General features: G+C 71.2%; 21 protein-coding genes. 9 read left to right on the forward strand and 12 right to left on the reverse strand.

Annotated features, from left to right (window positions below):
* Positions 1–527: 527 nt before the first annotated feature.
* The gene (locus ACIRDU_RS00005) at positions 528–1,169 is read right to left on the reverse strand and encodes a DNA-3-methyladenine glycosylase (RefSeq protein WP_403572074.1); all 642 of its coding nucleotides are present in this window, start codon (positions 1,167–1,169) and stop codon (positions 528–530) included.
* Positions 1,170–1,313: 144 nt separating this feature from the next.
* Here ACIRDU_RS00005 and ACIRDU_RS00010 point away from each other — a divergent pair, with 144 nt between their 5' ends.
* The 3 genes from ACIRDU_RS00010 (at position 1,314) to ACIRDU_RS00020 (ending at position 3,393) form a co-directional block, all read left to right on the forward strand.
* A complete protein-coding gene (locus ACIRDU_RS00010) occupies positions 1,314–2,096 on the forward strand; it encodes a sporulation protein (protein WP_403572076.1) in 783 nt (260 codons plus the stop codon).
* Positions 2,097–2,136: 40 nt separating this feature from the next.
* Positions 2,137–2,676, forward strand: a complete 540-nt coding sequence (locus ACIRDU_RS00015; protein ID WP_403572079.1) for a YbhB/YbcL family Raf kinase inhibitor-like protein — start codon at positions 2,137–2,139, stop codon at positions 2,674–2,676.
* A 210-nt stretch (positions 2,677–2,886) separates the two neighbouring features.
* A complete protein-coding gene (locus ACIRDU_RS00020; protein ID WP_403572082.1) occupies positions 2,887–3,393 on the forward strand; it encodes an HNH endonuclease in 507 nt (168 codons plus the stop codon).
* Between the two features lie 64 nt (positions 3,394–3,457).
* Here the strand turns inward: ACIRDU_RS00020 and ACIRDU_RS00025 are convergent, their stop codons facing one another.
* The 3 genes from ACIRDU_RS00025 to ACIRDU_RS00035 form a co-directional block, all read right to left on the reverse strand.
* The gene (locus tag ACIRDU_RS00025; RefSeq protein WP_403572084.1) at positions 3,458–4,417 is read right to left on the reverse strand and encodes an SPFH domain-containing protein; all 960 of its coding nucleotides are present in this window, start codon (positions 4,415–4,417) and stop codon (positions 3,458–3,460) included.
* A gap of 132 nt (positions 4,418–4,549) precedes the next feature.
* Entirely contained in the window at positions 4,550–4,981 is a 432-nt protein-coding gene (locus ACIRDU_RS00030) for an NfeD family protein (protein WP_403572087.1), read from the reverse strand.
* 94 nt (positions 4,982–5,075) lie between these two features.
* On the reverse strand, positions 5,076–5,873 hold the full coding sequence (locus tag ACIRDU_RS00035; RefSeq protein ID WP_403572090.1) for an ABC transporter ATP-binding protein: 798 nt from the start codon (positions 5,871–5,873) through the stop codon (positions 5,076–5,078).
* Between the two features lie 161 nt (positions 5,874–6,034).
* Here ACIRDU_RS00035 and ACIRDU_RS00040 point away from each other — a divergent pair, with 161 nt between their 5' ends.
* Complete coding sequence (locus ACIRDU_RS00040; protein ID WP_403572091.1) at positions 6,035–6,823, forward strand: hypothetical protein; 789 nt, start codon at positions 6,035–6,037, stop codon at positions 6,821–6,823.
* Positions 6,824–6,905: 82 nt separating this feature from the next.
* Here ACIRDU_RS00040 and ACIRDU_RS00045 read toward each other — a convergent pair whose 3' ends face one another.
* The 3 genes from ACIRDU_RS00045 to ACIRDU_RS00055 form a co-directional block, all read right to left on the reverse strand.
* Complete coding sequence (locus ACIRDU_RS00045) at positions 6,906–7,148, reverse strand: chaplin (RefSeq protein WP_031118966.1); 243 nt, start codon at positions 7,146–7,148, stop codon at positions 6,906–6,908.
* Between the two features lie 156 nt (positions 7,149–7,304).
* Positions 7,305–7,946: a response regulator gene (locus ACIRDU_RS00050; protein ID WP_403572094.1), complete on the reverse strand. Its 642-nt coding sequence runs from the start codon at positions 7,944–7,946 to the stop codon at positions 7,305–7,307.
* Complete coding sequence (locus tag ACIRDU_RS00055; RefSeq protein WP_403572096.1) at positions 7,939–9,084, reverse strand: GAF domain-containing sensor histidine kinase; 1,146 nt, start codon at positions 9,082–9,084, stop codon at positions 7,939–7,941. The genes ACIRDU_RS00050 and ACIRDU_RS00055 overlap by 8 nt, the downstream gene beginning before the upstream one ends.
* A 236-nt stretch (positions 9,085–9,320) precedes the next feature.
* Between ACIRDU_RS00055 and ACIRDU_RS00060 the strand changes: the two genes are divergently transcribed.
* From ACIRDU_RS00060 to ACIRDU_RS00070, 3 genes are all read left to right on the forward strand, one after another.
* Positions 9,321–10,019, forward strand: coding sequence for an SDR family NAD(P)-dependent oxidoreductase (locus ACIRDU_RS00060; protein ID WP_403572099.1), 699 nt, complete (start codon positions 9,321–9,323; stop codon positions 10,017–10,019).
* The gene (locus tag ACIRDU_RS00065; protein WP_403572101.1) at positions 10,016–11,059 is read left to right on the forward strand and encodes an S-adenosylmethionine:tRNA ribosyltransferase-isomerase; all 1,044 of its coding nucleotides are present in this window, start codon (positions 10,016–10,018) and stop codon (positions 11,057–11,059) included. The genes ACIRDU_RS00060 and ACIRDU_RS00065 overlap by 4 nt, the downstream gene beginning before the upstream one ends.
* Before the next feature lie 342 nt (positions 11,060–11,401).
* Positions 11,402–12,130, forward strand: a complete 729-nt coding sequence (locus ACIRDU_RS00070) for a transglycosylase SLT domain-containing protein (RefSeq protein ID WP_403572104.1) — start codon at positions 11,402–11,404, stop codon at positions 12,128–12,130.
* A 90-nt stretch (positions 12,131–12,220) separates the two neighbouring features.
* On the opposite strand, the gene ACIRDU_RS00075 is transcribed toward ACIRDU_RS00070, so the two are convergent.
* On the reverse strand, positions 12,221–14,746 hold the full coding sequence (locus ACIRDU_RS00075) for an FHA domain-containing protein (protein ID WP_403572107.1): 2,526 nt from the start codon (positions 14,744–14,746) through the stop codon (positions 12,221–12,223).
* 286 nt (positions 14,747–15,032) lie between these two features.
* Between ACIRDU_RS00075 and ACIRDU_RS00080 the strand changes: the two genes are divergently transcribed.
* Both ACIRDU_RS00080 and serB read left to right on the forward strand, forming a co-directional pair.
* On the forward strand, positions 15,033–17,360 hold the full coding sequence (locus tag ACIRDU_RS00080) for a streptophobe family protein (protein ID WP_403572109.1): 2,328 nt from the start codon (positions 15,033–15,035) through the stop codon (positions 17,358–17,360).
* 130 nt (positions 17,361–17,490) lie between these two features.
* Entirely contained in the window at positions 17,491–18,705 is a 1,215-nt protein-coding gene (gene serB / locus ACIRDU_RS00085; protein WP_403572112.1) for a phosphoserine phosphatase SerB, read from the forward strand.
* A 58-nt stretch (positions 18,706–18,763) separates the two neighbouring features.
* Here serB and ACIRDU_RS00090 read toward each other — a convergent pair whose 3' ends face one another.
* From ACIRDU_RS00090 to ACIRDU_RS00105, 4 genes are all read right to left on the reverse strand, one after another.
* Complete coding sequence (locus ACIRDU_RS00090; RefSeq protein WP_403572115.1) at positions 18,764–19,282, reverse strand: SixA phosphatase family protein; 519 nt, start codon at positions 19,280–19,282, stop codon at positions 18,764–18,766.
* Positions 19,283–19,347: 65 nt separating this feature from the next.
* On the reverse strand, positions 19,348–19,554 hold the full coding sequence (locus ACIRDU_RS00095; protein ID WP_403572118.1) for a hypothetical protein: 207 nt from the start codon (positions 19,552–19,554) through the stop codon (positions 19,348–19,350).
* A gap of 165 nt (positions 19,555–19,719) precedes the next feature.
* Positions 19,720–19,836: an SGM_5486 family transporter-associated protein gene (locus ACIRDU_RS00100; RefSeq protein WP_097215821.1), complete on the reverse strand. Its 117-nt coding sequence runs from the start codon at positions 19,834–19,836 to the stop codon at positions 19,720–19,722.
* A 68-nt stretch (positions 19,837–19,904) separates the two neighbouring features.
* Entirely contained in the window at positions 19,905–21,245 is a 1,341-nt protein-coding gene (locus ACIRDU_RS00105) for a CynX/NimT family MFS transporter (protein WP_403572122.1), read from the reverse strand.
* Positions 21,246–21,284 lie beyond the last annotated feature (39 nt).

Consider the following 21,284-nt stretch of genomic DNA (forward strand, 5'->3'; position numbering starts at 1 on the left):
CGTGAATGTGTACCGGTAATCCGGTGCAACACCACGAGAGCGGAACAGTCAGGCGGAATAGGCCCGACCGTTCACAGCGTCCTCGCTGTGTTTTTCAAAGGAACCTCGACCATCGGTTGTCCGATGGACGGGGTATCAACATATCTGGCGTTGACTTTTGGCACGCTGTTGAGTTCTCAAGGAACGGTCGCTTCCTTTGTACTCACCCTCTCGGGCTTTCCTCCGGGCTTCCCTTCGGTCTTGCGTTTCCGACTCTATCAGATCCTTTTCGATCCGATTCCCTGTCGGCGGGATTTGCCGTTCGGCCCGGGCTTTCGCTCGTCGGCCTTTCGACATTCACTACGTTAGCCGATTCCCCGTCCAACTCATAATCGAGTCCGTCGGCGCCGAATTCAGGCATGCGGGCACGCCGAATTCGCCCCCGCTGAGGGGAGTCGCTAGGTAGTGGTTTGGCCGCTTCCGGTTGCTGGCGATCGCCATACCCGGCTCAGCGGCTCGGGCTACATTACGCACCTCGGTAGGGCGCGTCAACTTCGGCGGCGCCTCGGGACATGGGCTCGATAGGGGCTCACCGTCGGGTCGTTGGCCACCCAGAAGCGCCAGGGGTGCGCGGCCCCGTCGCCGCCGACACCGGTGCGGGGGCCGTTGAGTACCTGGTCGGAGGGCACGGGTGTGCCGGTCAGCATGCGCAGCGGGGTGTCCTCGGTCGTGCACGCGTCCGTGCCGTCCAGGGAGCGGTCGACGTTCAGGGCCGTGGCGAGACGGGCCGGGCCTTTGGCCAGTTCCTTGTCGTTACGGGCCGAGAGTCGACGGGTGCGGGCCAGTTCGGCGCCCTCGATGATCTCGCCGGCGCGGAGCAGGACCGCGCTCGCCTTTCCCTCGGGGCCGCAGACCAGGTTCATGCAGAACCACATCCCATAGGTGAAGTAGACGTACACGTGACCGGGCGGACCGAACATCACGCCGTTGCGGGCCGTACGGCCGCGATAGGCGTGGGAGCCGGGGTCGTCGGCACCGTCGTAGGCCTCGACCTCGGTGAGGCGGAGGGCGATCGGACCGTCCGGGGTGCTGCGTACCAGGATGCGGCCGAGCAGGTCGGGGGCGACATCGAGGACGGGCCGGTCGAAGAACTCCCTGGACAGGGGCGTACGGTCGGGGGTCGCGATCATGCCGTCCGAGGGTACTGGAGACGAGTGGTGCCGCGGGGTGGCCGTCGGGCACCGGTCTTGCCAGGGTGGGACATGGAACCGGCCACGGCCGGATCGCGTTTGTAGGGATCAAGGATCCACCCGTAGTGGGCGAGAGGGAGAGACATGGCGTTCAAGAAGCTGCTCGCGAGCCTGGGGGCCGGCGGGGCTTCGGTCGAGACCGTGCTGCACGAGGTCAACGTCGTCCCGGGCGGTGTCGTCCAGGGTGAGGTGCGGATCCAGGGCGGCTCCGTCAACCAGCAGATCGAGGGGCTCTCGGTCGGGCTGCAGGCCAAGGTCGAGGTGGAGAGCGGCGACCAGGAGTACAAGCAGGACATCGAATTCACGAAGTCGCGGCTGGGCGGGGCGTTCGAGCTTCAGGCGAACGCGGTGCACGCGGTGCAGTTCGGTCTCGAGATCCCGTGGGAGACGCCGATCACGACGATCGACGGTCAGACGCTGCGCGGCATGAACATCGGGGTCTCTACCGAGCTGGAGATCGCGCGTGCGGTGGACTCCGGTGACCTGGACCCGGTCAACGTGCACCCGCTGCCGGCGCAGAAGGCGATCCTCGACGCGTTCATCCAGCTGGGCTTCCGGTTCAAGAACGCGGACATGGAGCGCGGTGTGATCCGGGGTACGCGGCAGCGGCTGCCGTTCTACCAGGAGATCGAGTTCTACCCGCCGCAGCAGTACCGCGGGCTGAACCAGGTCGAGCTGAGCTTCGTGGCCGACGATCGGGCCATGGACGTGGTGCTGGAGATGGACAAGAAGCCCGGCCTGTTCAGCGAGGGCAGCGACACCTTCCGGTCCTTCCAGGTGGGTCTCAACGACTACCAGGGGACGGACTGGACCGCGTATCTGAACCAGTGGCTGTCGGAGGTCGGCAGCAAGCGCAACTGGTTCTAGGCTCGGGGGCGACTGCAAGAAACGATCAGGAGGTACCGAGGTGACCGAGCTCAAGCGGCGGCCGCTCCCCCACGACTTCCATCCGCCCGTCGCGTCGTTCACGGTGATGAGCAAGGACGTCGAGGAAGGTGCAACGCTCCAGGACGCTCAGGTCTACGCGGCCGGCAACACCTCGCCGCAGCTGCGGTGGGAGGGCTTCCCGCCCGAGACCAAGAGCTTCGCCGTGACCTGCTTCGACCCCGATGCTCCGACGGGCAGCGGGTTCTGGCACTGGGTGCTGTTCGACATCCCGGCGTCGGTGACCGAGCTGCCGGTGGGTGCGGGCAGCGGCAAGTTCGAGGGGCTGCCGGAAGGCGCGATCCACGCTCGTAACGACTACGGCGGCAAGGAGTTCGGCGGGGCCGCGCCGCCGCCCGGGGACGGGCCGCACCGGTATGTGTTCACGGTGTACGCCGTGGACCAGGAGAAGCTCGGCCCGGACGCGGACGCGTCGCCCGCCGCCGTCGGCTTCAACCTGCGGTTCCACACGATCGGGCGGGCCCAGCTGATCGGTGAGTACGAGGTGCCCGCCGAGGGCTGAGCCACCCGCCGGGCGATCCCGGCGTTCATGGAACGTTTGCCCGCTCCTGGTCTTGGAATTGATCAGGAGCGGGCATTTTTGTTGCCGGGGGTCGCGGGGGTCGCACCCCGTGGGAGCAGCAGATATTGCGTTGTCCATCTCGGCGTGCCCGGCCAGAGTTGATCCCAGCCCGCCAGGGGGTGGGCCGGTGCACACGGGAGGTGGGCTGGTATGCGGGACACGCTGGTGCTGAACGCGAGCTTCGAGCCGCTGTCGACGGTGACGTTGAACCGAGCCGTCGTTCTGGTGCTTCAGGACAAGGCCGTCGTCGAGCAGGCCCACCCCGAACTGCGGATGCGGGGAGCCGCGGTCGACATACCTGCGCCCCGTGTGATCAGGCTCTGCCAGTACGTACGGGTGCCGTTCCGAAGACGAGCGCCGTGGTCGCGGCGGGGTGTGCTGGTCAGGGACCGGCACCGGTGCGCGTACTGCGGGAGGCGGGCGACGACCGTCGACCACGTGGTGCCGCGGTCGCAGGGGGGCCAGGACACGTGGCTGAACACGGTGGCCTCGTGTGCGCAGGACAATCACCGTAAGGCGAACCGGACTCCGGAGGAGGCGGGGATGCCACTGCTGCGGCTGCCGTTCGAGCCGACGCCGGCGGACGCGATGCTGCTGGCGCTGGGGCAGGACGACTTCGACGCGCTGCCGGAGTGGCTGGGCCAGCCCGCGGCCTAGGGGGTGTCGTACGAAAGGGGCCCGCTTCCCTGGGAAGCGGGCCCCTTCGTGCGTGCCTGCCGGGTCAGTCGATGGACGGCTTCTCTCGGCGTTCCTGGGCGGGGACGCTGCCTCCGGACGTGCCGGAGTTGCCGCCGGAACCGCCGCCGATGCCACCGAAGTTGCCCATCGCGCCGGAGAGGCCCTTGAGGGCGTCGCCGATTTCGCTGGGGACGATCCAGAGCTTGTTGGCGTCGCCCTCGGCGATCTTGGGGAGCATCTGGAGGTACTGGTAGGAGAGGAGCTTCTGGTCCGGGTCGCCGGCGTGGATGGCTTCGAAGACCGTGCGGACGGCCTGGGCCTCGCCCTCGGCGCGCAGGGCGGCGGCCTTGGCCTCACCCTCGGCGCGCAGGATCTGGGACTGCTTCTCACCTTCGGCGCGCAGGATCTCGGACTGCCGGACACCTTCGGCCTGGAGGATCGCGGCGCGCTTGTCGCGGTCGGCGCGCATCTGCTTCTCCATCGAGTCCTGGATGGAGGTGGGTGGTTCGATCGCCTTGAGCTCGACGCGGTTGACGCGGATGCCCCACTTGCCGGTGGCCTCGTCGAGGACGCCGCGCAGGGCCGCGTTGATCTCCTCGCGGGAGGTCAGGGTCCGCTCCAGGTCCATGCCACCGATGATGTTGCGGAGGGTGGTGACGGTGAGCTGCTCGATCGCCTGGATGTAGCTGGCGACCTCGTACGTCGCGGCCCGCGCGTCGGTCACCTGGTAGTAGATGACGGTGTCGATGTTCACGACCAGGTTGTCCTGGGTGATCACCGGCTGCGGCGGGAAGGGCACGACCTGTTCACGCAGGTCGATGCGGTTGCGGATGGTGTCGATGAACGGGACGACGATGTTGAGGCCCGCGTTGAGTGTCCGTGTGTAGCGCCCGAAGCGCTCGACGATGGCCGCACTGGCCTGTGGGATGACTTGGATCGTCTTGATCAGGGCGATGAAGACCAACACCACCAGAATGATCAGGACGATGATGACCGGTTCCATCGTCGTTCCCCGTATCCCTTCTCCGCTTCGGCGCCTTCGGCAGATCTTATGGTTGTCGAAGATCGTGCTGGTCGAGTCTGACAGACCGTCGTGTGGCTGGCGAGGAGTTCACTCCAGTTACGTCCTGCGAGGTCACATGACGATCGCGGTGGCTCCCTCGATGTCCACGACATCCACTTCCTGGCCTACTTCGTAGGCACGGTCGGTGTCGAGGGCGCGGGCCGACCAGACCTCTCCGGCCAGCTTGATCCGGCCGCCGGAGGCGTCGACGCGTTCCAGGACGACGGCTTGTCTGCCCTTCAACGCGTCCACGCCGGTTGCGAATTGGGGGCGCTGGGCGCGATGCCGGTTCGCGATGGGCCGTACGACGGCGATGCCGGCGGTCGAGATGACGGCGAAGACCGCGACCTGGGCGACGGCTCCGCCGCCGAAGACGCCGGTGACCACCGCCGCGGCGATGGCGCCCACCGCCAGCATCGCGAGTTCGGGCATCGCGGTGACCACGAGCGCGATGCCGAGCGCTGCCGCGCCGATCAGCCACCACAGCCATGCGTCGATTTCCACATGGTCATGGTAGGTCCGCGGGCCCTGTCGCCGACAGGGCGCCCGTGTGTGAAATGCCGTTCTCGGTGGGGGATTTGTGCGGCGAGGGGCCGGGTCAGGAGAGCGGGAGACCCTGCGCGGTCCAGCGCTCGCCCGACTGTTCGACGACGAGCGGGAGGCCGAAGCAGAGGGAGAGGTTGCGGGAGGTGAGTTCGAGCTCCAGCGGGCCGGCGGCGAGGACCTTGCCCTGACGGATCATGAGGACGTGGGTGAAGCCCGGCGGGATCTCCTCGACGTGGTGGGTGACCATCAGCATCGAGGGGGCGATCGGGTCCAGGGCGAGGCGGCCGAGCCGGCGGACGAGGTCCTCGCGGCCGCCGAGGTCGAGGCCGGCGGCGGGCTCGTCGAGGAGGAGCAGCTCGGGGTCGGTCATCAGGGCGCGGGCGATCAGGGTGCGCTTGCGCTCGCCCTCGGAGAGCGTGCCGAACCTGCGCTCCAGGTACTCGCTCATACCGAGGCGGTCGAGGAAGGCGCGGGCGCGCTGCTCGTCGATGTCCTCGTAGTCCTCGTGCCAGGTGGCGGTCATGCCGTACGCGGCGGTCAGGACCGTCTCCAGGACCGTCTGGCGCTTGGGGAGCTTCTCGGTCATGGCGATGCCGGCCATGCCGATGCGCGGGCGCAGCTCGAAGACGTCGGTGCCGGGCCGGCCGAGGGTCTCGCCGAGGATGGCGGCGGTGCCCGAGCTGGGGAAGAGGTAGGTGGAAGCGAGGTTGAGGAGGGTGGTCTTGCCGGCGCCGTTCGGGCCGAGGATGACCCAGCGCTCGCCCTCCTTGACCGACCAGGAGACCTGGTCCACCAGAGCCCGGCCCTCACGGACCACGGATACGTCCTGAAGCTCCAGAACATCGCTCATGAGCGCGTTGTCTCCCCTTGCAGTGTGGCCGGTCTCGGCTGTCGCGTAAGCCTGTGGCTCGGTCCGCCGCGCCGGTGGGCGCAGCCCTCCATGAAATCTACGCCACCGGTCGGCCCGGACATTCCCTCGGTCCGGTCCTTGGAGGGTCCTAGGGTGGAGGCATGCTCTCGGAACCACGTGCTGGACGTCTCGCAGCTTGGGGAAATGCCCTTTTGGCCGGACATGTCTCGCCGGACGACGCGGTGCTCGCTGTCGTCGGCGAGGACGCGGTGCACCGGGTGGAGGGGCTGCCGGGTGAGTCGGGCCAGGTCGGTCTCACGCTCGCGCTGGGGCGGCTGCGGGCGCTCGGGGTGACCGGGCTGCGGGTCGCGCTGCCGGCGCCGGGGCATCCGCTGGGGCTGAGCGGACCGCCGGAGTTCAACGCGAGGGCGTTGGACGCCGAGCAGGCGGTGGTCTGCCACGGGGCCGCGTTGGGGCTGGTGCCGGAGGTGTCCGAGGCCGGGCCCGAGGGTGATGTGCACGTCGAGGTGGTGTGGAATGTGCTGCCCGTGCGGGAGGCGCCGCCCGCGGATGTGCCGTCGCTGGGCGAGGCGGAGCGGGAGCTGGCGGAGGCCCTGCGGGATGCCACGGAGGTGCTGACGCGGCTGGATGTGGCCGGGTCGGGGCCGATGGCTGAGGCGGCGATCGACGCGTACCGGGCGCGGGCCGAGCGGGGGCGGGAGGTGCTGGCGCCGGGGTATCCGCCGCGGGCGGTGCGGGTGCTGGAGCTGGCGCAGCGGGTGGGGACGCTGATCGCTGTGGCGACGGAGAGCGGGCACGGGGGCGCGGTGAGTTCGTCCGAGATCTTCGCGCGGCGGGAGGCGTTGCGGCCGGTGGAGCGGACGGCTCGGCGGGCGCAGGTCGCGGCGTACAACTCCGTTGTGGAGGAGCGGGAGCGGGGGGTTCGCTGACCGGGCCGTATATGACTGACCGGCCTCCCGGGCAGGACCGGGAGGCCGGTGTCACCTCCGGCTCGGAGACGGAGGTGGAGCGTCAGTGGTTGACGGCGGAGTTGCCGAAGGCCGGGTTCAGGATGCCCACGACGTTCACGCTGTTGCCGGACACGTTGACCGGGACGTGCACCGGGGCCTGGACGACGTTGCCCGAGCCGACGCCCGGGGAGCCCACGGCCTGGCCGTCGGCGTGCGCGCTGGTGGCGGAGGCCATGCCCGCGCCGGCGGCCAGCAGGCCACCCGTCACCATCGTCACGGCCGCTGCCTTCTTCAGGTTCTTCACTTCTGAGCCCTCCTTGCGATCGCCGCGGCAGGCGCCGCAGCACGCACTGGAGAACGGCGGAGATCCACTGAGGTTGCGCCATTCGGGGGACGTTCCCACGACAGTATGAATCTCGGTCCGGAACGCAACCTTCCGTGTTCCCGTGGGGTGAGCGTGTCAGCCGGTCACGCCATGGCGAACGGCCCACAGGGCGGCCTGCGTTCGGTCGGCCAGGTCGAGTTTCATGAGGATGTTCGAGACGTGGGTCTTGACGGTCTTCTCGGAGAGGACGAGCGCGCGGGCGATCTCCCGGTTCGAGCGGCCGTCCGCTATGAGCCCGAGGACCTCGCGCTCCCGCTCGGTGAGTGAACCGGCCCTTCCGGTACCCGAGTTGGTCTCCTCCTGCGCCAGCAGGGCGCCGGCGACCTCCGGCTGGAGGAGGATGTGCCCTGCGTGGACCGAGCGGATGGCTCCCGCGAGGGCGTCGGGGTCGACGTCCTTGTAGACGTAGCCGGCGGCGCCGGCGCGCAGGGCCGGGACCACCGTGCGCTGCTCGGTGAAGCTGGTGACGACCAGTACACGCGCGGGGTTGTCCAGCTCGCGGAGTCGGCGCAGGGCGTCCACGCCGTCCATGCCCGGCATCTTGACGTCCATGAGGATGACGTCGGGCTTCAGCTCCTGGGCGCGCTCGACTCCTTCGGCGCCGTCCGCCGCCTCGCCGACGACCTCGATGTCGTCCTGCACTTCGAGGAAGGTGCGCAGGCCCCGGCGGACGACCTGGTGGTCGTCGACGAGCAGCACCTTGATTGCGTCAGCCACCGGGGACCTCCATCTCGATCACGGTGCCCTTGCCGGGCGCCGATTCGACGGTCAGCGTGCCGCCGGCGCCGCTCGCCCGGTCCCGCATCGAGACCAGGCCGAGATGGCGTCCCGCGCGGCGGACCGCCTGCGGGTCGAAGCCGCCGCCGTCGTCCGTGACCCGCAGGACGGCTCCGCCGCCGCGGCGGTCCAGGGTCACGTCGACGTGGTCGGCGCCTGAGTGGCGCAGGGCGTTGTGCAGGGCCTCCTGGGCGACGCGCAGGAGGGCCTCCTCCTGGGAGGCGGGCAGGGCCTTCACGCCGTGGCCTGCGAAGGTGACGCGGGCGCTGTGGGCACGGTCGAGGACCTGGATCTGTGTCCGGAGCGTCGCCACGAGGCCGTCCTCGTCGAGGGCGGCGGGGCGCAACTCGACGACCGCCGCGCGCAGTTCGTCGGCGGCCTCGGCGGCGAGGGCCGCCACCTGCTGGAGTTCGCCCTTGGCGCGGGAGGGGTCCCGGTCCACCAGCCGGGCCGCGGCCTGGGCGGTCAGGCGCAGGGAGAACAGCTTCTGGCTGACCGCGTCGTGCAGTTCGTGGGCGAGGCGGGAGCGCTCCTCGGCGATCGTGAGTTCACGGCTGCGCTCGTAGAGGCGGGCGTTGGTGAGGGCGATCGCGGCGTGCTGGGCGAGGATGCCGAGCAGTTCCTCGTCGTCGGCCGTGAAGCCGCAACTGCCCTCCGCTCTCGGACAGTTCTTGTTGGCCAGGAAGAGGGCGCCGATGACCTCGTCGCCGTCGCGGATCGGCAGGCCCAGGAAGTCGACCAGGTCGGGGTGGGCCTTGGGCCAGCCCTCGAAGCGGGGGTCCTTGCGGACGTCCGCGAGGCGCTCGGCCCTGGCCTCGTGGAGCATCGCGGCGAGGACGCCGTGCTGGCGCGGGAGGGGGCCGATGGCCTTCCACTGCTCCTCGCTGACGCCGTCGACGACGAACTGGGCGAAGCCGCCGTGGTCATCCGGGACTCCGAGCGCGGCGTACTGCGCGTCGAGCAGCTCGCGGGCCGAGGCGACGATCGTCTTGAGGACGTCGCGCACCTCGAGATGCCTGCTCATGGCCAGCAACGCGGAGCTCACCGCGGCGAGGCCGGACCGGGGACCGTGACTCATGACCTCACGGTACCGGCGGGCTGTGACAGCGCGGATCGGACCGGTGGAGGCGGGTGCCCGGTCCGGTGGGCCTAGGTCGCGAGGCGGAGTCGGCCGGATGCCGAGGTGTAGGCCCGCGGGCGCCGGGCCCGCGGCGTAGGGCGAAGGGACCCGGCGGATTGCGGCCCGCGTCCGAGGCGGTGCCGGCGGCCCGTTTCTACGGTGAGGGCACTTCGATCACGTAGAGGGAGCTGATCATGGCCGTTGCGATCATCACCGGGGCCTCGAAGGGCCTGGGCCGGGCGCTGGCCGGGGCCCTGGCCGGGCGGGGCTGGGACCTGGTGCTCGACGCCAGGGGAGCCGAGGCGCTGGCGGACGCGGCCGCGGCGGCCTCCGTGCACGGCACGCGCGTGACCGCCCTGCCCGGGGACGTCACGGACGCCGCGCACCGGGCGGAGCTGGTGTCGGCGGCCTGGCGGCTGGGCGGCGTCGACCTGCTGGTGCACAACGCGAGTGCGCTGGGCGCCGAGCCGCTGGTGCGGCTGGAGGAGCTGTCCCTGGAGGGGCTGCGACGGGCGCTGGAGGTCAACCTGGTGGCCGGGCTGGGTCTGGTCCGGGAGGCGCTGCCGCTGCTGCGGGCCTCGCGGGCGGGCACCGTCGTCGCGGTCAGTTCGGACGCGGCCGCCGAGGCGTACGAGACCTGGGGCGGTTACGGGGCGTCCAAGGCGGCCCTGGACCAGCTGATGGCGGTGCTCGCCGTGGAGGAGCCGGGGCTGCGGGTCTGGGCGGTGGATCCCGGGGACATGGCCACGGACCTGTACGCGGCGGCCGTACCGGACGACCGGGAGCCGCGGCCCGAGCCGGCGGCCGTGGTGCCGGGATTCCTGAAGCTGCTGGACGAGCGTCCGGCGAGTGGGCGGTACGGCGCTCCGGCGCTGCTGGACGGGGCCCGATGACTCTGGCCGTGCGCGTACCGGAGGAGCTGTCCGCGCGGGTGCCCGTCGAGCAGCGGGGCCCGGGGCTGGAGCGGGACGCCGTACGGATGCTGGTGTCGCGGGGTGCCGAGGTGGCGCATCACACGTTCACGGAACTGCCGTCGCTGCTGCGGGCCGGGGATCTGCTCGTGGTCAACACCTCGGCCACGCTGGCGGCGGCGGTGGACGGGTGGACCGGGCACGCGCGCGTGGTGGTGCACTTCTCCACGCGCGGGGACGACGGTCGCTGGGCGGTGGAGCTGCGGGATCCCGACGGGCGGGGCACCACGCGCGCGCGTGCGGGCGGGCCTGCGGGGAGGGTGGTGTGCCTGCCGGGAGGCGTGCGGCTGGTGGTGGAGGAGCCGCTGAGCGGGCGGAGCGAGCGGCTGTGGTGGGCACGGGTGTCCGGGCCGGGGGTGCCGGGGCTGCTGCGGGAGCACGGGCGGCCCATCCGTTACGCCTACACGGAGCGGGACCAGCCGCTGTCCGTCTACCAGACGGTGTTCGCGCTGCCGTCGGCGGACGGGACGGGCAGTGCGGAGATGCCGAGCGCGGCGCGGCCCTTCACGGCACGCCTGGTGGCGGAGCTGGTGAGCCGCGGGGTGCAGTTCGCGCCGGTCACGCTGCACACGGGGGTGGCGTCGGTGGAGGCGCACGAGCCGCCGTACCCGGAGCGTTTCGCGGTGCCGGGGGCGTCCGCGCGGCTGATCAACGCCGCGAGGGCCGGTGGGGGCCGGGTCGTGGCGGTGGGGACGACGGCGGTGCGGGCGGTGGAGTCGGCCACGGGAGCCGACGGGGCCGTACGCGCGCGTGCAGGGTGGACGGATCTCGTCATCACGCCGGAGCGGGGCGTGCGGGTGGTGGACGGGCTGCTGACCGGGCTGCACGAGCCGGAGGCGTCGCATCTGCTGATGCTGGAGGCGGTCGCGGGGCGGGTGGCGATCGAGCGGGGGTACCAGGCCGCGCTGCAGGGCCGGTACCTGTGGCACGAGTTCGGGGATGTGCACCTCGTTCTGCCGTGAGCGCCCTCACATAGAGCATCGCTTGTGCAACGGGCGGTGAGATCGCCTGCCGCCCGGTGTGAGCCCGCGCATAGGGCGCACGTCACGTACGAAAGTGCGTAGGAGACAAAGCCCCACCTTTTGAGCGGCGAATACAGTCCAATCTGCCCCGATTTGCCCCTCCCTGATCCACTATCTCCTTTCGTACGTCACACCTTTGCCACGCCATTTTGCGGCCGCTAAGAATTGCTGACGTCGCTCAGCGCCGTGGGTTCACCTCCGCGGCGTTCGTGTCGGAAACACACCGAGTCCAACGCCGGACGCCGAGCGACTCCCGCGCTATTCGAAGAGGTCCACAGCAGCATGCCCAAGAACATCTTCAGCCGTGTTCAGAGTCGTAGCCTGACCCGTCACCACAAGATCGCCATGGCCGGTGTCGCCACCCTCGGCGCAGCCGCCATCGGGTTCTCCGCGGTGCCGAGCGGCGCCTCGACCAAGACCACGACCGAGGCCGCTCAGCCGGCTGCGGTGGCGTACAGCACCGAGCAGATCAAGGACGTCAAGGCGAGCGTCACGGACCAGATGGCCGGCGCCAGCCTGAAGGCCGAGCAGATCGCGGCGAAGAAGAAGGCCGACGCCGCGGCCGCCGCCAAGAAGAAGGCCGCCGCCGAGGCCGCGAAGAAGAAGGCCGAGGCCGCGCGCGAGGCGAAGGAGGCCGCGAGCCGCGCCGCCAAGCGCGCCGAGGCCAAGAAGGCCGCCAAGAAGACCTACCCGAACAACCTCGACGGCTGGATCCGCGAGTCGCTCGACGTCATGAAGAAGCACGGGATCCCCGGCTCCTACGACGGCATCAAGCGCAACATCATCCGCGAGTCCTCGGGTAACCCGAAGGCGATCAACAACTGGGACATCAACGCCATCAACGGCATCCCGTCGAAGGGTCTGCTGCAGGTCATCCCGCCGACCTTCAAGCACTGGCACGTCCCCGGCACCTCCTGGGACATCTACGACCCGGTAGCCAACATCACCGCCGCCTGCAACTACGCGGCCGACAAGTACGGCTCGATGGACAACGTCGACAGCGCGTACTGAGGCCGGCGCGGACCTCTGCTCGCTGCACGAACGCCGAAGGGCGGCACCCTCCTGACGAGGTGCCGCCCTTCGGGCGTCGTACAGCGGTGACTACTTGCGCATGACCTCGGGCTCGTGGCGGCGCAGGAAGCGGGCCACGAAGAAGCCGCAGATCACGCCGAGGACGAGGAGCGCGCCCATGTCCATGGCCCAGGCCCCGACCGTGTGCTCCCACAGCGGGTCGGTGTCGCCGGCCGTCTCGGGCGGGCTGATCTTGTTGAAGTCCAGCGTGGCACCGGAGGCGGCGACCGCCCAGCGCGACGGCATCAGGAACGAGAACTGGTTGACGCCGATCGAGCCGTGCAGCGTGAACAGGCAACCGGTGAAGACGACCTGGATGATCGCGAACATCACCAGCAGCGGCATGGTCTTCTCGGCGGTCTTCACCAGCGACGAGATGATCAGGCCGAACATCATCGACGTGAAGCCCAGCGCCATGATCGGCACGGACAGCTCCAGCAGCGTGGCACTGCCGAAGACCAGGCCCTCCTCGGGGATCTCCCGGCTGGAGAAGCCGATGACGCCGACCAGCAGGCCCTGGAGCACGGTGATCATGCCGAGCACGAACACCTTGGACATCAGGTACGCCGAGCGCGAGAGGCCGGTGGCGCGCTCCCGCTCGTAGATGACGCGTTCCTTGATCAGCTCCCGGACCGAGTTCGCCGCGCCCGCGAAGCAGGCGCCGACGGCGAGGATCAGCAGGACCGTGGTGGCCGTGCCGTTCGGGATGATCCGGCCGGTCTGCGGGTTGACGGGGTTCGGCAGCAGGCCCTTGTCGGCGTCGATGAGCAGGCTGACCGCGCCGAGCACGGCCGGCAGGATCACCATCAGGGCGAGGAAGCCCTTGTCGGACGCGATCACCGAGACGTAGCGCCGGACCAGCGTGACGAACTGGGACATCCAGCCCTGCGGCTTCGGCGGCTTCATCGCCTGCATGGGCGGAACCTGTACGGACTGCGGGGCGACCGCGTCGAGGTCCGCGGCGTACATCTGGTAGTGCTGCGAGCCCTTCCAGCGGCCCGCCCAGTCGTAGTCGCGGTAGTTCTCGAAGGCGGAGAAGACATCGGCCCAGGTGTCGTAGCCGAAGAAGTTCAGCGCCTCCTCGGGCGGACCGAAGTAGGCGACCGAGCCGCCCGGCGCCATCACCAGGAGCTTGTCGCAGATCGCCAGCTCGGCCACGGAGTGGGTGACGACGAGGACCGTGCGGCCGTCGTCGGCCAGGCCGCGCAGCAGCTGCATGACGTCGCGGTCCATGCCCGGGTCGAGGCCGGAGGTCGGCTCGTCCAGGAAGATCAGCGACGGCTTGGTGAGCAGCTCCAGGGCGACCGAGACGCGCTTGCGCTGGCCGCCGGAGAGGGACGTGACCTTCTTGTCCTTGTGGATGTCGAGCTTGAGCTCGCGCAGCACCTCGTCGATGCGGGCCTCGCGCTCGGCGCCCGTGGTGTCCGCCGGGAAGCGCAGCTTGGCCGCGTACTTGAGGGCCTTCTTGACGGTCAGCTCCTTGTGCAGGATGTCGTCCTGCGGGACCAGACCGATGCGCTGGCGCAGTTCGGCGAACTGCTTGTAGAGGTTCCGGTTGTCGTACAGCACCTCGCCCTGGTTGGCGGGGCGATAGCCCGTGAGCGCCTTGAGCAGGGTCGACTTGCCGGAGCCGGACGGGCCGATGACCGCGATCAGCGACTTCTCCGGGACGCCGAAGGAGACGTCCTTGAGGATCTGCTTGCCGCCGTCGACCGTGACGGTCAGGTGGCGGGCGGAGAAGGACACCTCACCGGTGTCGACGAACTCCTCGAGCCGGTCGCCGACGATGCGGAACGTCGAGTGACCGACGCCGACGACATCGGTCGGGCCGAGCAGCTGCGAACCGCCCTTGGCGATGGGCTGGCCGTTGACGTACGTGCCGTTGTGGGAGCCGAGGTCGCGGATCTCCATACGGCCGTCGGGCATGGCGTGGAACTCGGCGTGGTGCCGGGAGACCTGAAGGTCCGAGACGACCAGCTCGTTCTCCAGGGCACGGCCGATGCGCATCACGCGGCCGAGGGAGAACTGGTGGAACGTCGTCGGGCTGCGGTCGCCGTGGACCGGCGGTGCCCCCGCGACACCGCCGGGGCCCTGCTGCTGCGGGATGTGCGCCGCGGCCTGCTGCGGCTGCTGCCAGCCGGCCTGCGGGGCCTGCTGCTGTGGCGGCTGCTGGGCCGGGGCCTGCTGCCCCCAACCGGGGTTCGCGCCCTGCGCGGCGTACGGCTGCTGCTGGGGCTGGGCCTGCGGCGTGGCGACGGAGGCCGCGGCGCCGGACAGGTTCAGGCGCGGACCGTCGGTCGCGTTGCCCAGATTGACGGCCGAGCCGGGGCCGAGCTCCATCTGATGGATGCGCTGCCCCTGCACGAACGTGCCGTTGGTGCTGCCGTGGTCCTCGATGACCCAACTGCGGCCGTTGAAGCTGACCGTGGCGTGACGCCAGGAGACCCTGGCGTCGTCGAAGACGACGTCCCCCTGCGGATCACGTCCGAGGGTGTATGCCCTGGACGGATCGAGCGTCCAGGTACGTCCGTTTGATTCCAGTACGAGTTCCGGCACTCCATGCCCCACTGAGTTGTCCCCCGAGTTACCCCCGACATGGGGAGTCTAGGGATGTCGAACATCGGGGGGAACTATTTCAGGAGCGGCCCCCTGACCGAAAGTCGGGCCTTGTGATGACCGCGTCCGGACGCATCAGCCGATTCCGTTGACGGGGTTGAAACCGGGCCGGAGAGTGGTATTTCGACGCGAGGGGGACATGCGCGGTGTTCCCGCCGCGCAGCGGATCGGGGGGTCTGCCATGAGTGCTGCGACAGGTACCGAGGCCGCGAGGGACGATGCGCGCGTGCCGTGGGGGGACGTGCTGATGTCCGCCGTCGCCGCCGTGAGCTGGGCGTTGATCGGGATGGCGGGGACGGCGGCGCTGGGCCTGCGGCTGCTGGAGGCGGACAGGGCGGGGTCGTTGGGGCCGATGACCGCGGCGGTGGTGGCCCTCGGGGCGGGTGGTTCGGTCACGCCGTCCGGTGATGTGTCGGCGTTCGGCCTCACGGGCGCGGAGGCGGACACGGCCATCGAGATCACGCCACTGGGGGTGAGCCTGGTCGGGGCGGTGCTGCTGTCGTGGTTCTTCCTGCGGTCCTTGCGGGCGGCGGGAGTTGTGATCTCACCGGCCGAACTGCTCGCACGGGCGGGGACGGTGGTGGCGCTGTTCGTGGCGATGCTGGGCGGGCTGGCATGGGCGGGTCACGACGTCATCACGATCGACGGGGGCTCGCTCGGACTGGACGACGTGACCGGCGGGAGCGGGGGCGTCGAGATCCCCGGGCTCGGGGACATCGGGGGGCTGCTGCCGGACCGGCTCGGCGATTTGGTCGACGCGCAGGCCGCGGTCGGTTTCACGGTCGACACGGCGCCGACGCTGCTCGGCGGGCTCGGGTGGTCGGCCGGGATCCTCGTCATCGCCCTGCTGGCCTCGCGCCGTACGCCGTTGCCCCGGGGCTGGGAGGCGGTGCACCGGGTCGTACGGCCGGCCGTGTCCGCGGTGGTGACCGTGCTGCTGGTGGCGGTGGCGGCGGGGTTCGCCGCTGCGGCGTACGCGGCGACCGGCGACGACCATCCCCGGCGCATCGCCGGCGCGGCGCTGCTCGGGGCGCCCAACGGGGTGTGGCTGGGTGTGCCGATGGGCCTGTTCGTGCCGTGGGACGGGCGCGCGACGGGCGAACTGACCCGCTTCCTGCCGGACCCGCTGGACGACCTGCTCGGCGCCGGGTCCGGTCGGCCGGTGACGCTGGGCCGGCTGGCCGAGCTGGACGGGCGGGTGTGGCTGCTGGGGGTGGCGGTGGCGTTGCTGATGCTGCTGGCGGGGGTGTTGGCCGGGGTGCGGACGCCGGTCGGGGCGGCGGAAGGTGCGGTTCGTTTCGCGGGGCGGTGTGCGCTGCGGCTGGGGGCCGCGACCGCGCTCACCCTGCCGTCGCTGGTCTGGCTGACGGACGTCTCCGTGACCGCCTCCCTGTCCGTGCTCGGCTTCGACGCGTTCGGCGCGGGCATCGAACTGCACGGCCACGTCGGCACGGCCCTGCTGCTCGGCGCGGCGTGGGGCGCGGGGGCCGGGGCCGTGGGGGCGTCGCTCGCGTGGGCGTGCGGGGCGGCGGGGCGACGGGCTACGGCACCGGCCCGGGGGGATGCCCTGGCCGGGACCGGCGGGACAGAGGGCTTGGCGGGCGCCGGGTGGGCCGGGACCGTGGCGGGACGGTCCGGGCCCGGAACGGGTGCTTGGCGGGGCGGGTACGGGGCCGATGCCGGGCGGCAGGCCGGGACCCGGGGCGGCCCTGGCCCGGCGGGGTACGACGAGGGCAGCGGTCAGGCCTGGCCGGACACCGGCACCGAGCAGCCAGGGGGCAGCACCGGTGCCGGGCAGGCCGGGACCCGGGGCGGCCCAGGCCCGGCAGCGCACCACGAGGGCAGCGGACAGAACCGGCCTGACGCCGGCACCGAGCGGCCTGAGCGCGATGCCGGTCCCGGGCAGGCCCGGCCGGACGTGGGCACGGTGCGGCCACGGGGCGGCGCCGGTGTCGGGAGGTCCGGAGCTCAGGGCCGGGAGCGAGGCGCGTGGGCGTCGCGGGGTGAGGAAGCCGGGCCGTACGCACCGGGTAGGCCGTACCGGCCGCCGAACCCGGGCACCAACCCGTACCTCCGGGTGCCGGACGAACTGCGAGAGCCGGAGGACGCCCGGCCTGCGGGCGAGGAGCGGACATCGGACGGCCCACATGCGTACGGAGCGGGACGGCAGGGGGGCGGCGAGGAACAGCGGTCAGGGGGCCCGCGGCGGCGCCCCGGCAAGGAGCCCTGGCCGGACCAGCGTCACCCCGGCCCCGGCCACGCCCCGCGACCCGGGCCTCCACCGAGCAGCGGTGAACCCCACGAACCCTGCCCGCACCGCCCCGGCCAACCCCCGCAACCCGGCCGGCCGACGCCGCCGGACGACGAGCCCCCCGCCCCCGGTGACGTCTACGGCGCCCCCACCGTCGTGCGGCCGGTCGGGCCGCCCCCGCGTGGTCCCGGGCAGGCGCCCGGGCCGAGGAACGGGAACGGGCCGCCCGCGCGGCCGGACGACGGGCCACCGCCTCCGCCGCCGCCTCCCCCGCCGCCGCGGAAGCCGCGGGGCGGGAGGTGATCGGCGAGGGGCACGAGACGCCGTACCGGTACGCAATGTCCCCGCCACCGACGCGACATGCAGTGTTCGCTGTCCGCCAGACGGACCTCGAGGGCGGTATGCCCTGCCCGCCGGATACGGTGGAACCACCATGAGCGCTTCGCAGACCTCGTCTTCCGACGTCCCCACCCTCCTTGTGAAGATCTTCGGCAAGGACAGGCCGGGCATCACGGCCGGCCTCTTCGACACCCTCGCCGCCTACTCCGTCGACGTCGTCGACATCGAGCAGGTCGTCACCCGTGGCCGAATGGTGCTGTGCGCGCTCGTGACCGAGCCGCCCCCCGGGCTGGAGGGAGATCTGCGGGCGACGGTCCACAGCTGGGCCGAGTCGATGAAGATGCAGGCGGAGATCATCTCCGGCCTCGGCGACAACCGCCCGCGCGGGCTGGGCCGCTCCCTGGTCACCGTGCTCGGGCACCCGCTCACCGCCGAGGCGACAGCTGCGATCGCCGCGCGGATCACGAAGACCGGCGGCAACATCGACCGTATCTTCCGGCTCGCCAAGTACCCCGTGACCGCCGTCGAGTTCGCCGTCTCCGGCGTGGAGACCGAGCCGCTGCGCACCGCCCTGGTGACCGACGCGGCCAGGCTCGGCATCGATGTGGCGGTCGTCGGCGCCGGCCTGTACCGGCGTGCGCAGCGCCTGGTCGTCATGGACGTCGACTCGACGCTGATCCAGGACGAGGTCATCGAGCTGTTCGCCGCTCACGCGGGCTGCGAGGACAAGGTCGCCGAGGTGACGGCGGCCGCGATGCGCGGGGAGCTGGACTTCGAGCAGTCCCTGCACGCTCGCGTGGCGCTGCTGGAGGGGCTGGACGCCTCGGTCGTGGACAAGGTGCGCAGCGAGGTGCGGCTGACACCCGGCGCCCGCACGCTGATCCGTACGCTGAAGCGGCTCGGCTACCAAGTCGGTGTCGTCTCGGGCGGCTTCACCCAGGTCACCGACGATCTGAAGGAGCGGCTGGGGCTGGACTTCGCCCACGCCAACACCCTGGAGATCGTCGACGGCCGGCTGACGGGCAAGGTCACCGGCGAGATCGTCGACCGTGCGGGCAAGGCCCGGCTGCTGCGCCGGTTCGCCGCGGAGGCGGGTGTGCCGCTGTCGCAGACCGTGGCGATCGGTGACGGTGCGAACGATCTGGACATGCTGAACGCGGCCGGTCTCGGGGTCGCCTTCAACGCCAAGCCGGTGGTGCGCGAGGCCGCGCACGCCGCGGTGAACTTCCCCTTCCTGGACACCGTCCTGTACCTGCTGGGGATCACGCGTGAAGAGGTCGAGGCGGCGGACATCCTCGACATCGTCTGAACCGTGCGGGAGGGGCCCGGCACCGCACCGGCGCCGGGCCCCTGTCACACGGAGATCGTCACTCGGCCGGCGCCCAGTAGTCCCGCAGCGTGGCCACGCCCGGCTCCAGGCTCTTCCACGCGCCGCCGAACGACAGCACGGCGAAGGCCGCGGCCGGGAATCCACGGCGGGCCATTCGCTCCCGGGCCTCGTCCTCGCCCGAGCCCGCCAGGACTTCGGCGAGGCCCTGGATGCCCGGGTTGTGCCCGATCATGAGGACGTTCTGCGCGTCGTCGGGGGTCTCGTTCAGCAAGGCGATCAGCTCGCCCGGCGAGGCCTCGTAGATCCGCTCCTCGTAGACGGTTTTCGGCCGCTGCGGGAACTCCTGGACGGCGAGCTTCCAGGTTTCGCGAGTCCGGACCGCGGTGGAGCACAGGGCCAGGTCGAAGGCGATACCGGTGTCGGTCAGCCTGCGCCCGGCCTCCGCCGCGTCCATTCGGCCCCGGTCGGCGAGCGGACGCTCGTGATCGGTCACCTGCGGCCAGTCGGCTTTCGCATGGCGGAAGAGGACAATCCTGCGGGGTTCTGCGACGCTCATGAGATCCAGCTTCGCATGAAACACGCCATGGGGCGCAGGGAGTTGACCACGGGCTTCGGCCGTGATCAGTGGGCTATCAGCTGCTGCATGCGCTCGAAGAGGTGAGGGATGGCGGGGTCACCGGCGGCCGCGTGCGCGTCGGACGGGTTGAGGATCAGGGCGAGCAGCGCGGTGAAGGCGAGCACGGGCAGGGCGAGAGCCCACCAGGGCAGTCGGCCGGCGGCACCGGCCCGGGTCGCCGGGTGGGGCCGCGTGTGCGTAGGGGCCGACATGGGTGCCTCCGCTCTTCGAGTGGTCGGTGACCGTCTCGCGGTCACACACTCGAAGCTACGGAATCCGCGGCTGCCGACCCATCCGGTGATCCACCCACTTGACCCTGACCCTCACCCCCTAGGGGACAGGGGGGCTAACCCCACCATGGGCCGTGTGAGCGCCGGTCATGGCGAGGCGATGGTCGCGATGACGGCGATGACGATGAAGATCGCGAAGAAGGCGCCGAACACGAGCAGCATCTTCTTCTGACCGTGCTGGGGATTCGGGTCGAGCACTGGCATGGGGCAAGTCTCCCACCCGCCGCACGTGCCGGATGCCCCGGGGTGCCTGCCGGCCCCGGGGGCGGGTCTCAGCGGGCCGCCTCGTCCTCCACCGTGCGGTCGCGGCCGGCCAGGAAGCCGACGGCCATCTGCGGGATCATCAGGGCGCTCATCAGCGCGATCGGCAGGCCCCAGCCGCCGCTGTGCTGGTAGAGGACGCCCACCAGCAGCGGTCCGGGGATGGAGATCAGGTAGCCGGTGCTCTGCGCGAACGCCGACAGCTGGGCCACGCCCGGGCCGGTCCTGGCCCGCATGCCGACCAGGGTCAGGGCGAGCGGGAAGGCGCAGTTGGCGACGCCGAGCAGCAGGGCCCAGGCCCAGGCGCCGGCGGCGGGCGCGAGGTACAGCCCGGCGTAGCCGGCGAGGCCGCAGACGCCCAGGGCGAGCACGATCGGGCCCTGGTGGGGCAGCCGCGTGGCCACGCGGGGTATGACGAAGGCCAGGGGCACGCCCATCACCATGGTGACCGCCAGCAGCAGGCCCGCGGTGCCGGCGGGCACACCGGCGTCCCGGAAGATCTGCGCCATCCAGCCCATGGTGATGTAGGCGGCGGTGGCCTGGAGCCCGAAGAAGACGGCCAGGGCCCAGGCGGTACGGCTCCGGGCCATCCGCAGCCGAGGCGCCTCCACGCGCGCGTGCTCCGTCGAGGTCGAGGCCGGGCCCTGCGTCTGCGGCGCCGCGGCCTTGTCCCCCGCCCCGGGCGGCGTCGCGCGTCCCCGGACGAAGGGCAGCCACGGCAGGACGGCTGCCACGGCGAGCCCCGCCCACAGGGCCAGGCCCGTCTGCCAGCTGCCGCCTAGGGTGTCGGTCAGGGGCACCGTCACGGCGGCCGCGAGGGCCGTACCGAGGGCGAGGGCCATCGAGTACAGGCCGGTCATGGAACCCACGCGGTCGGGGAACCAGTGCTTGACGATGACCGGCATCAGGACGTTGCTGACCGCGATCCCCATGAGGGCGAGGGCGCTGCCGGCCAGGAAACCGGCCGTGCCGCCGGCGTAGGGCCGGACGAGCAGGCCGGTGGCGATGGCGGCCATGCCGGCGCACACCACGGCCCCGGCCCCGAAACGGCGGGCGAGCCGTGGAGCCATGACGCCGAAGACGGCGAAGCACAGCGGCGGCACGGAGGTGAGCAGCCCGGCCACGCTCCCGCTCATGCCCAGCCCGTCGCGGACCTCCTCCAGGAGGGCGCCGAGGCTGGTGATGGCGGGGCGGAGGTTCAGCGCGGCCAGCACGATGCCGAGGACGAGCAGCCGCATCGTCCACGCGCGCGTGGACGCGCCGCCCTCTTTCCCGGCGTCGTGCGCCGCTGCGCTGCGTACGGTCGGGGGCGTCATCGTCCGGGTTTCCTCACGGGGCATGAGGCCCATCATAGAATCATGGGATGATTGACTGTCCAGTCGTCGGCTGCC

The sequence above is a fragment of the Streptomyces sp. NPDC093598 genome, from assembly GCF_044764825.1.
Taxonomy (GTDB): domain Bacteria; phylum Actinomycetota; class Actinomycetes; order Streptomycetales; family Streptomycetaceae; genus Streptomyces.

Excerpts from the sequence above, each read along its gene's own strand:
- ACIRDU_RS00005 (WP_403572074.1), bottom strand. The coding sequence starts at position 1,169 with ATGATCGCGACCCCCGACCGTACGCCCCTGTCCAGGGAGTTCTTCGAC.
- ACIRDU_RS00010 (WP_403572076.1), top strand. The coding sequence starts at position 1,314 with ATGGCGTTCAAGAAGCTGCTCGCGAGCCTGGGGGCCGGCGGGGCTTCG.
- ACIRDU_RS00020 (WP_403572082.1), top strand. The coding sequence starts at position 2,887 with ATGCGGGACACGCTGGTGCTGAACGCGAGCTTCGAGCCGCTGTCGACG.
- ACIRDU_RS00025 (WP_403572084.1), bottom strand. The coding sequence starts at position 4,417 with ATGGAACCGGTCATCATCGTCCTGATCATTCTGGTGGTGTTGGTCTTC.
- ACIRDU_RS00035 (WP_403572090.1), bottom strand. The coding sequence starts at position 5,873 with ATGAGCGATGTTCTGGAGCTTCAGGACGTATCCGTGGTCCGTGAGGGC.
- ACIRDU_RS00040 (WP_403572091.1), top strand. The coding sequence starts at position 6,035 with ATGCTCTCGGAACCACGTGCTGGACGTCTCGCAGCTTGGGGAAATGCC.
- ACIRDU_RS00055 (WP_403572096.1), bottom strand. The coding sequence starts at position 9,084 with ATGAGTCACGGTCCCCGGTCCGGCCTCGCCGCGGTGAGCTCCGCGTTG.
- ACIRDU_RS00060 (WP_403572099.1), top strand. The coding sequence starts at position 9,321 with ATGGCCGTTGCGATCATCACCGGGGCCTCGAAGGGCCTGGGCCGGGCG.
- ACIRDU_RS00065 (WP_403572101.1), top strand. The coding sequence starts at position 10,016 with ATGACTCTGGCCGTGCGCGTACCGGAGGAGCTGTCCGCGCGGGTGCCC.
- ACIRDU_RS00070 (WP_403572104.1), top strand. The coding sequence starts at position 11,402 with ATGCCCAAGAACATCTTCAGCCGTGTTCAGAGTCGTAGCCTGACCCGT.
- serB (WP_403572112.1), top strand. The coding sequence starts at position 17,491 with ATGAGCGCTTCGCAGACCTCGTCTTCCGACGTCCCCACCCTCCTTGTG.
- ACIRDU_RS00090 (WP_403572115.1), bottom strand. The coding sequence starts at position 19,282 with ATGAGCGTCGCAGAACCCCGCAGGATTGTCCTCTTCCGCCATGCGAAA.
- ACIRDU_RS00095 (WP_403572118.1), bottom strand. The coding sequence starts at position 19,554 with ATGTCGGCCCCTACGCACACGCGGCCCCACCCGGCGACCCGGGCCGGT.
- ACIRDU_RS00100 (WP_097215821.1), bottom strand. The coding sequence starts at position 19,836 with ATGCCAGTGCTCGACCCGAATCCCCAGCACGGTCAGAAGAAGATGCTG.
- ACIRDU_RS00105 (WP_403572122.1), bottom strand. The coding sequence starts at position 21,245 with ATGATGGGCCTCATGCCCCGTGAGGAAACCCGGACGATGACGCCCCCG.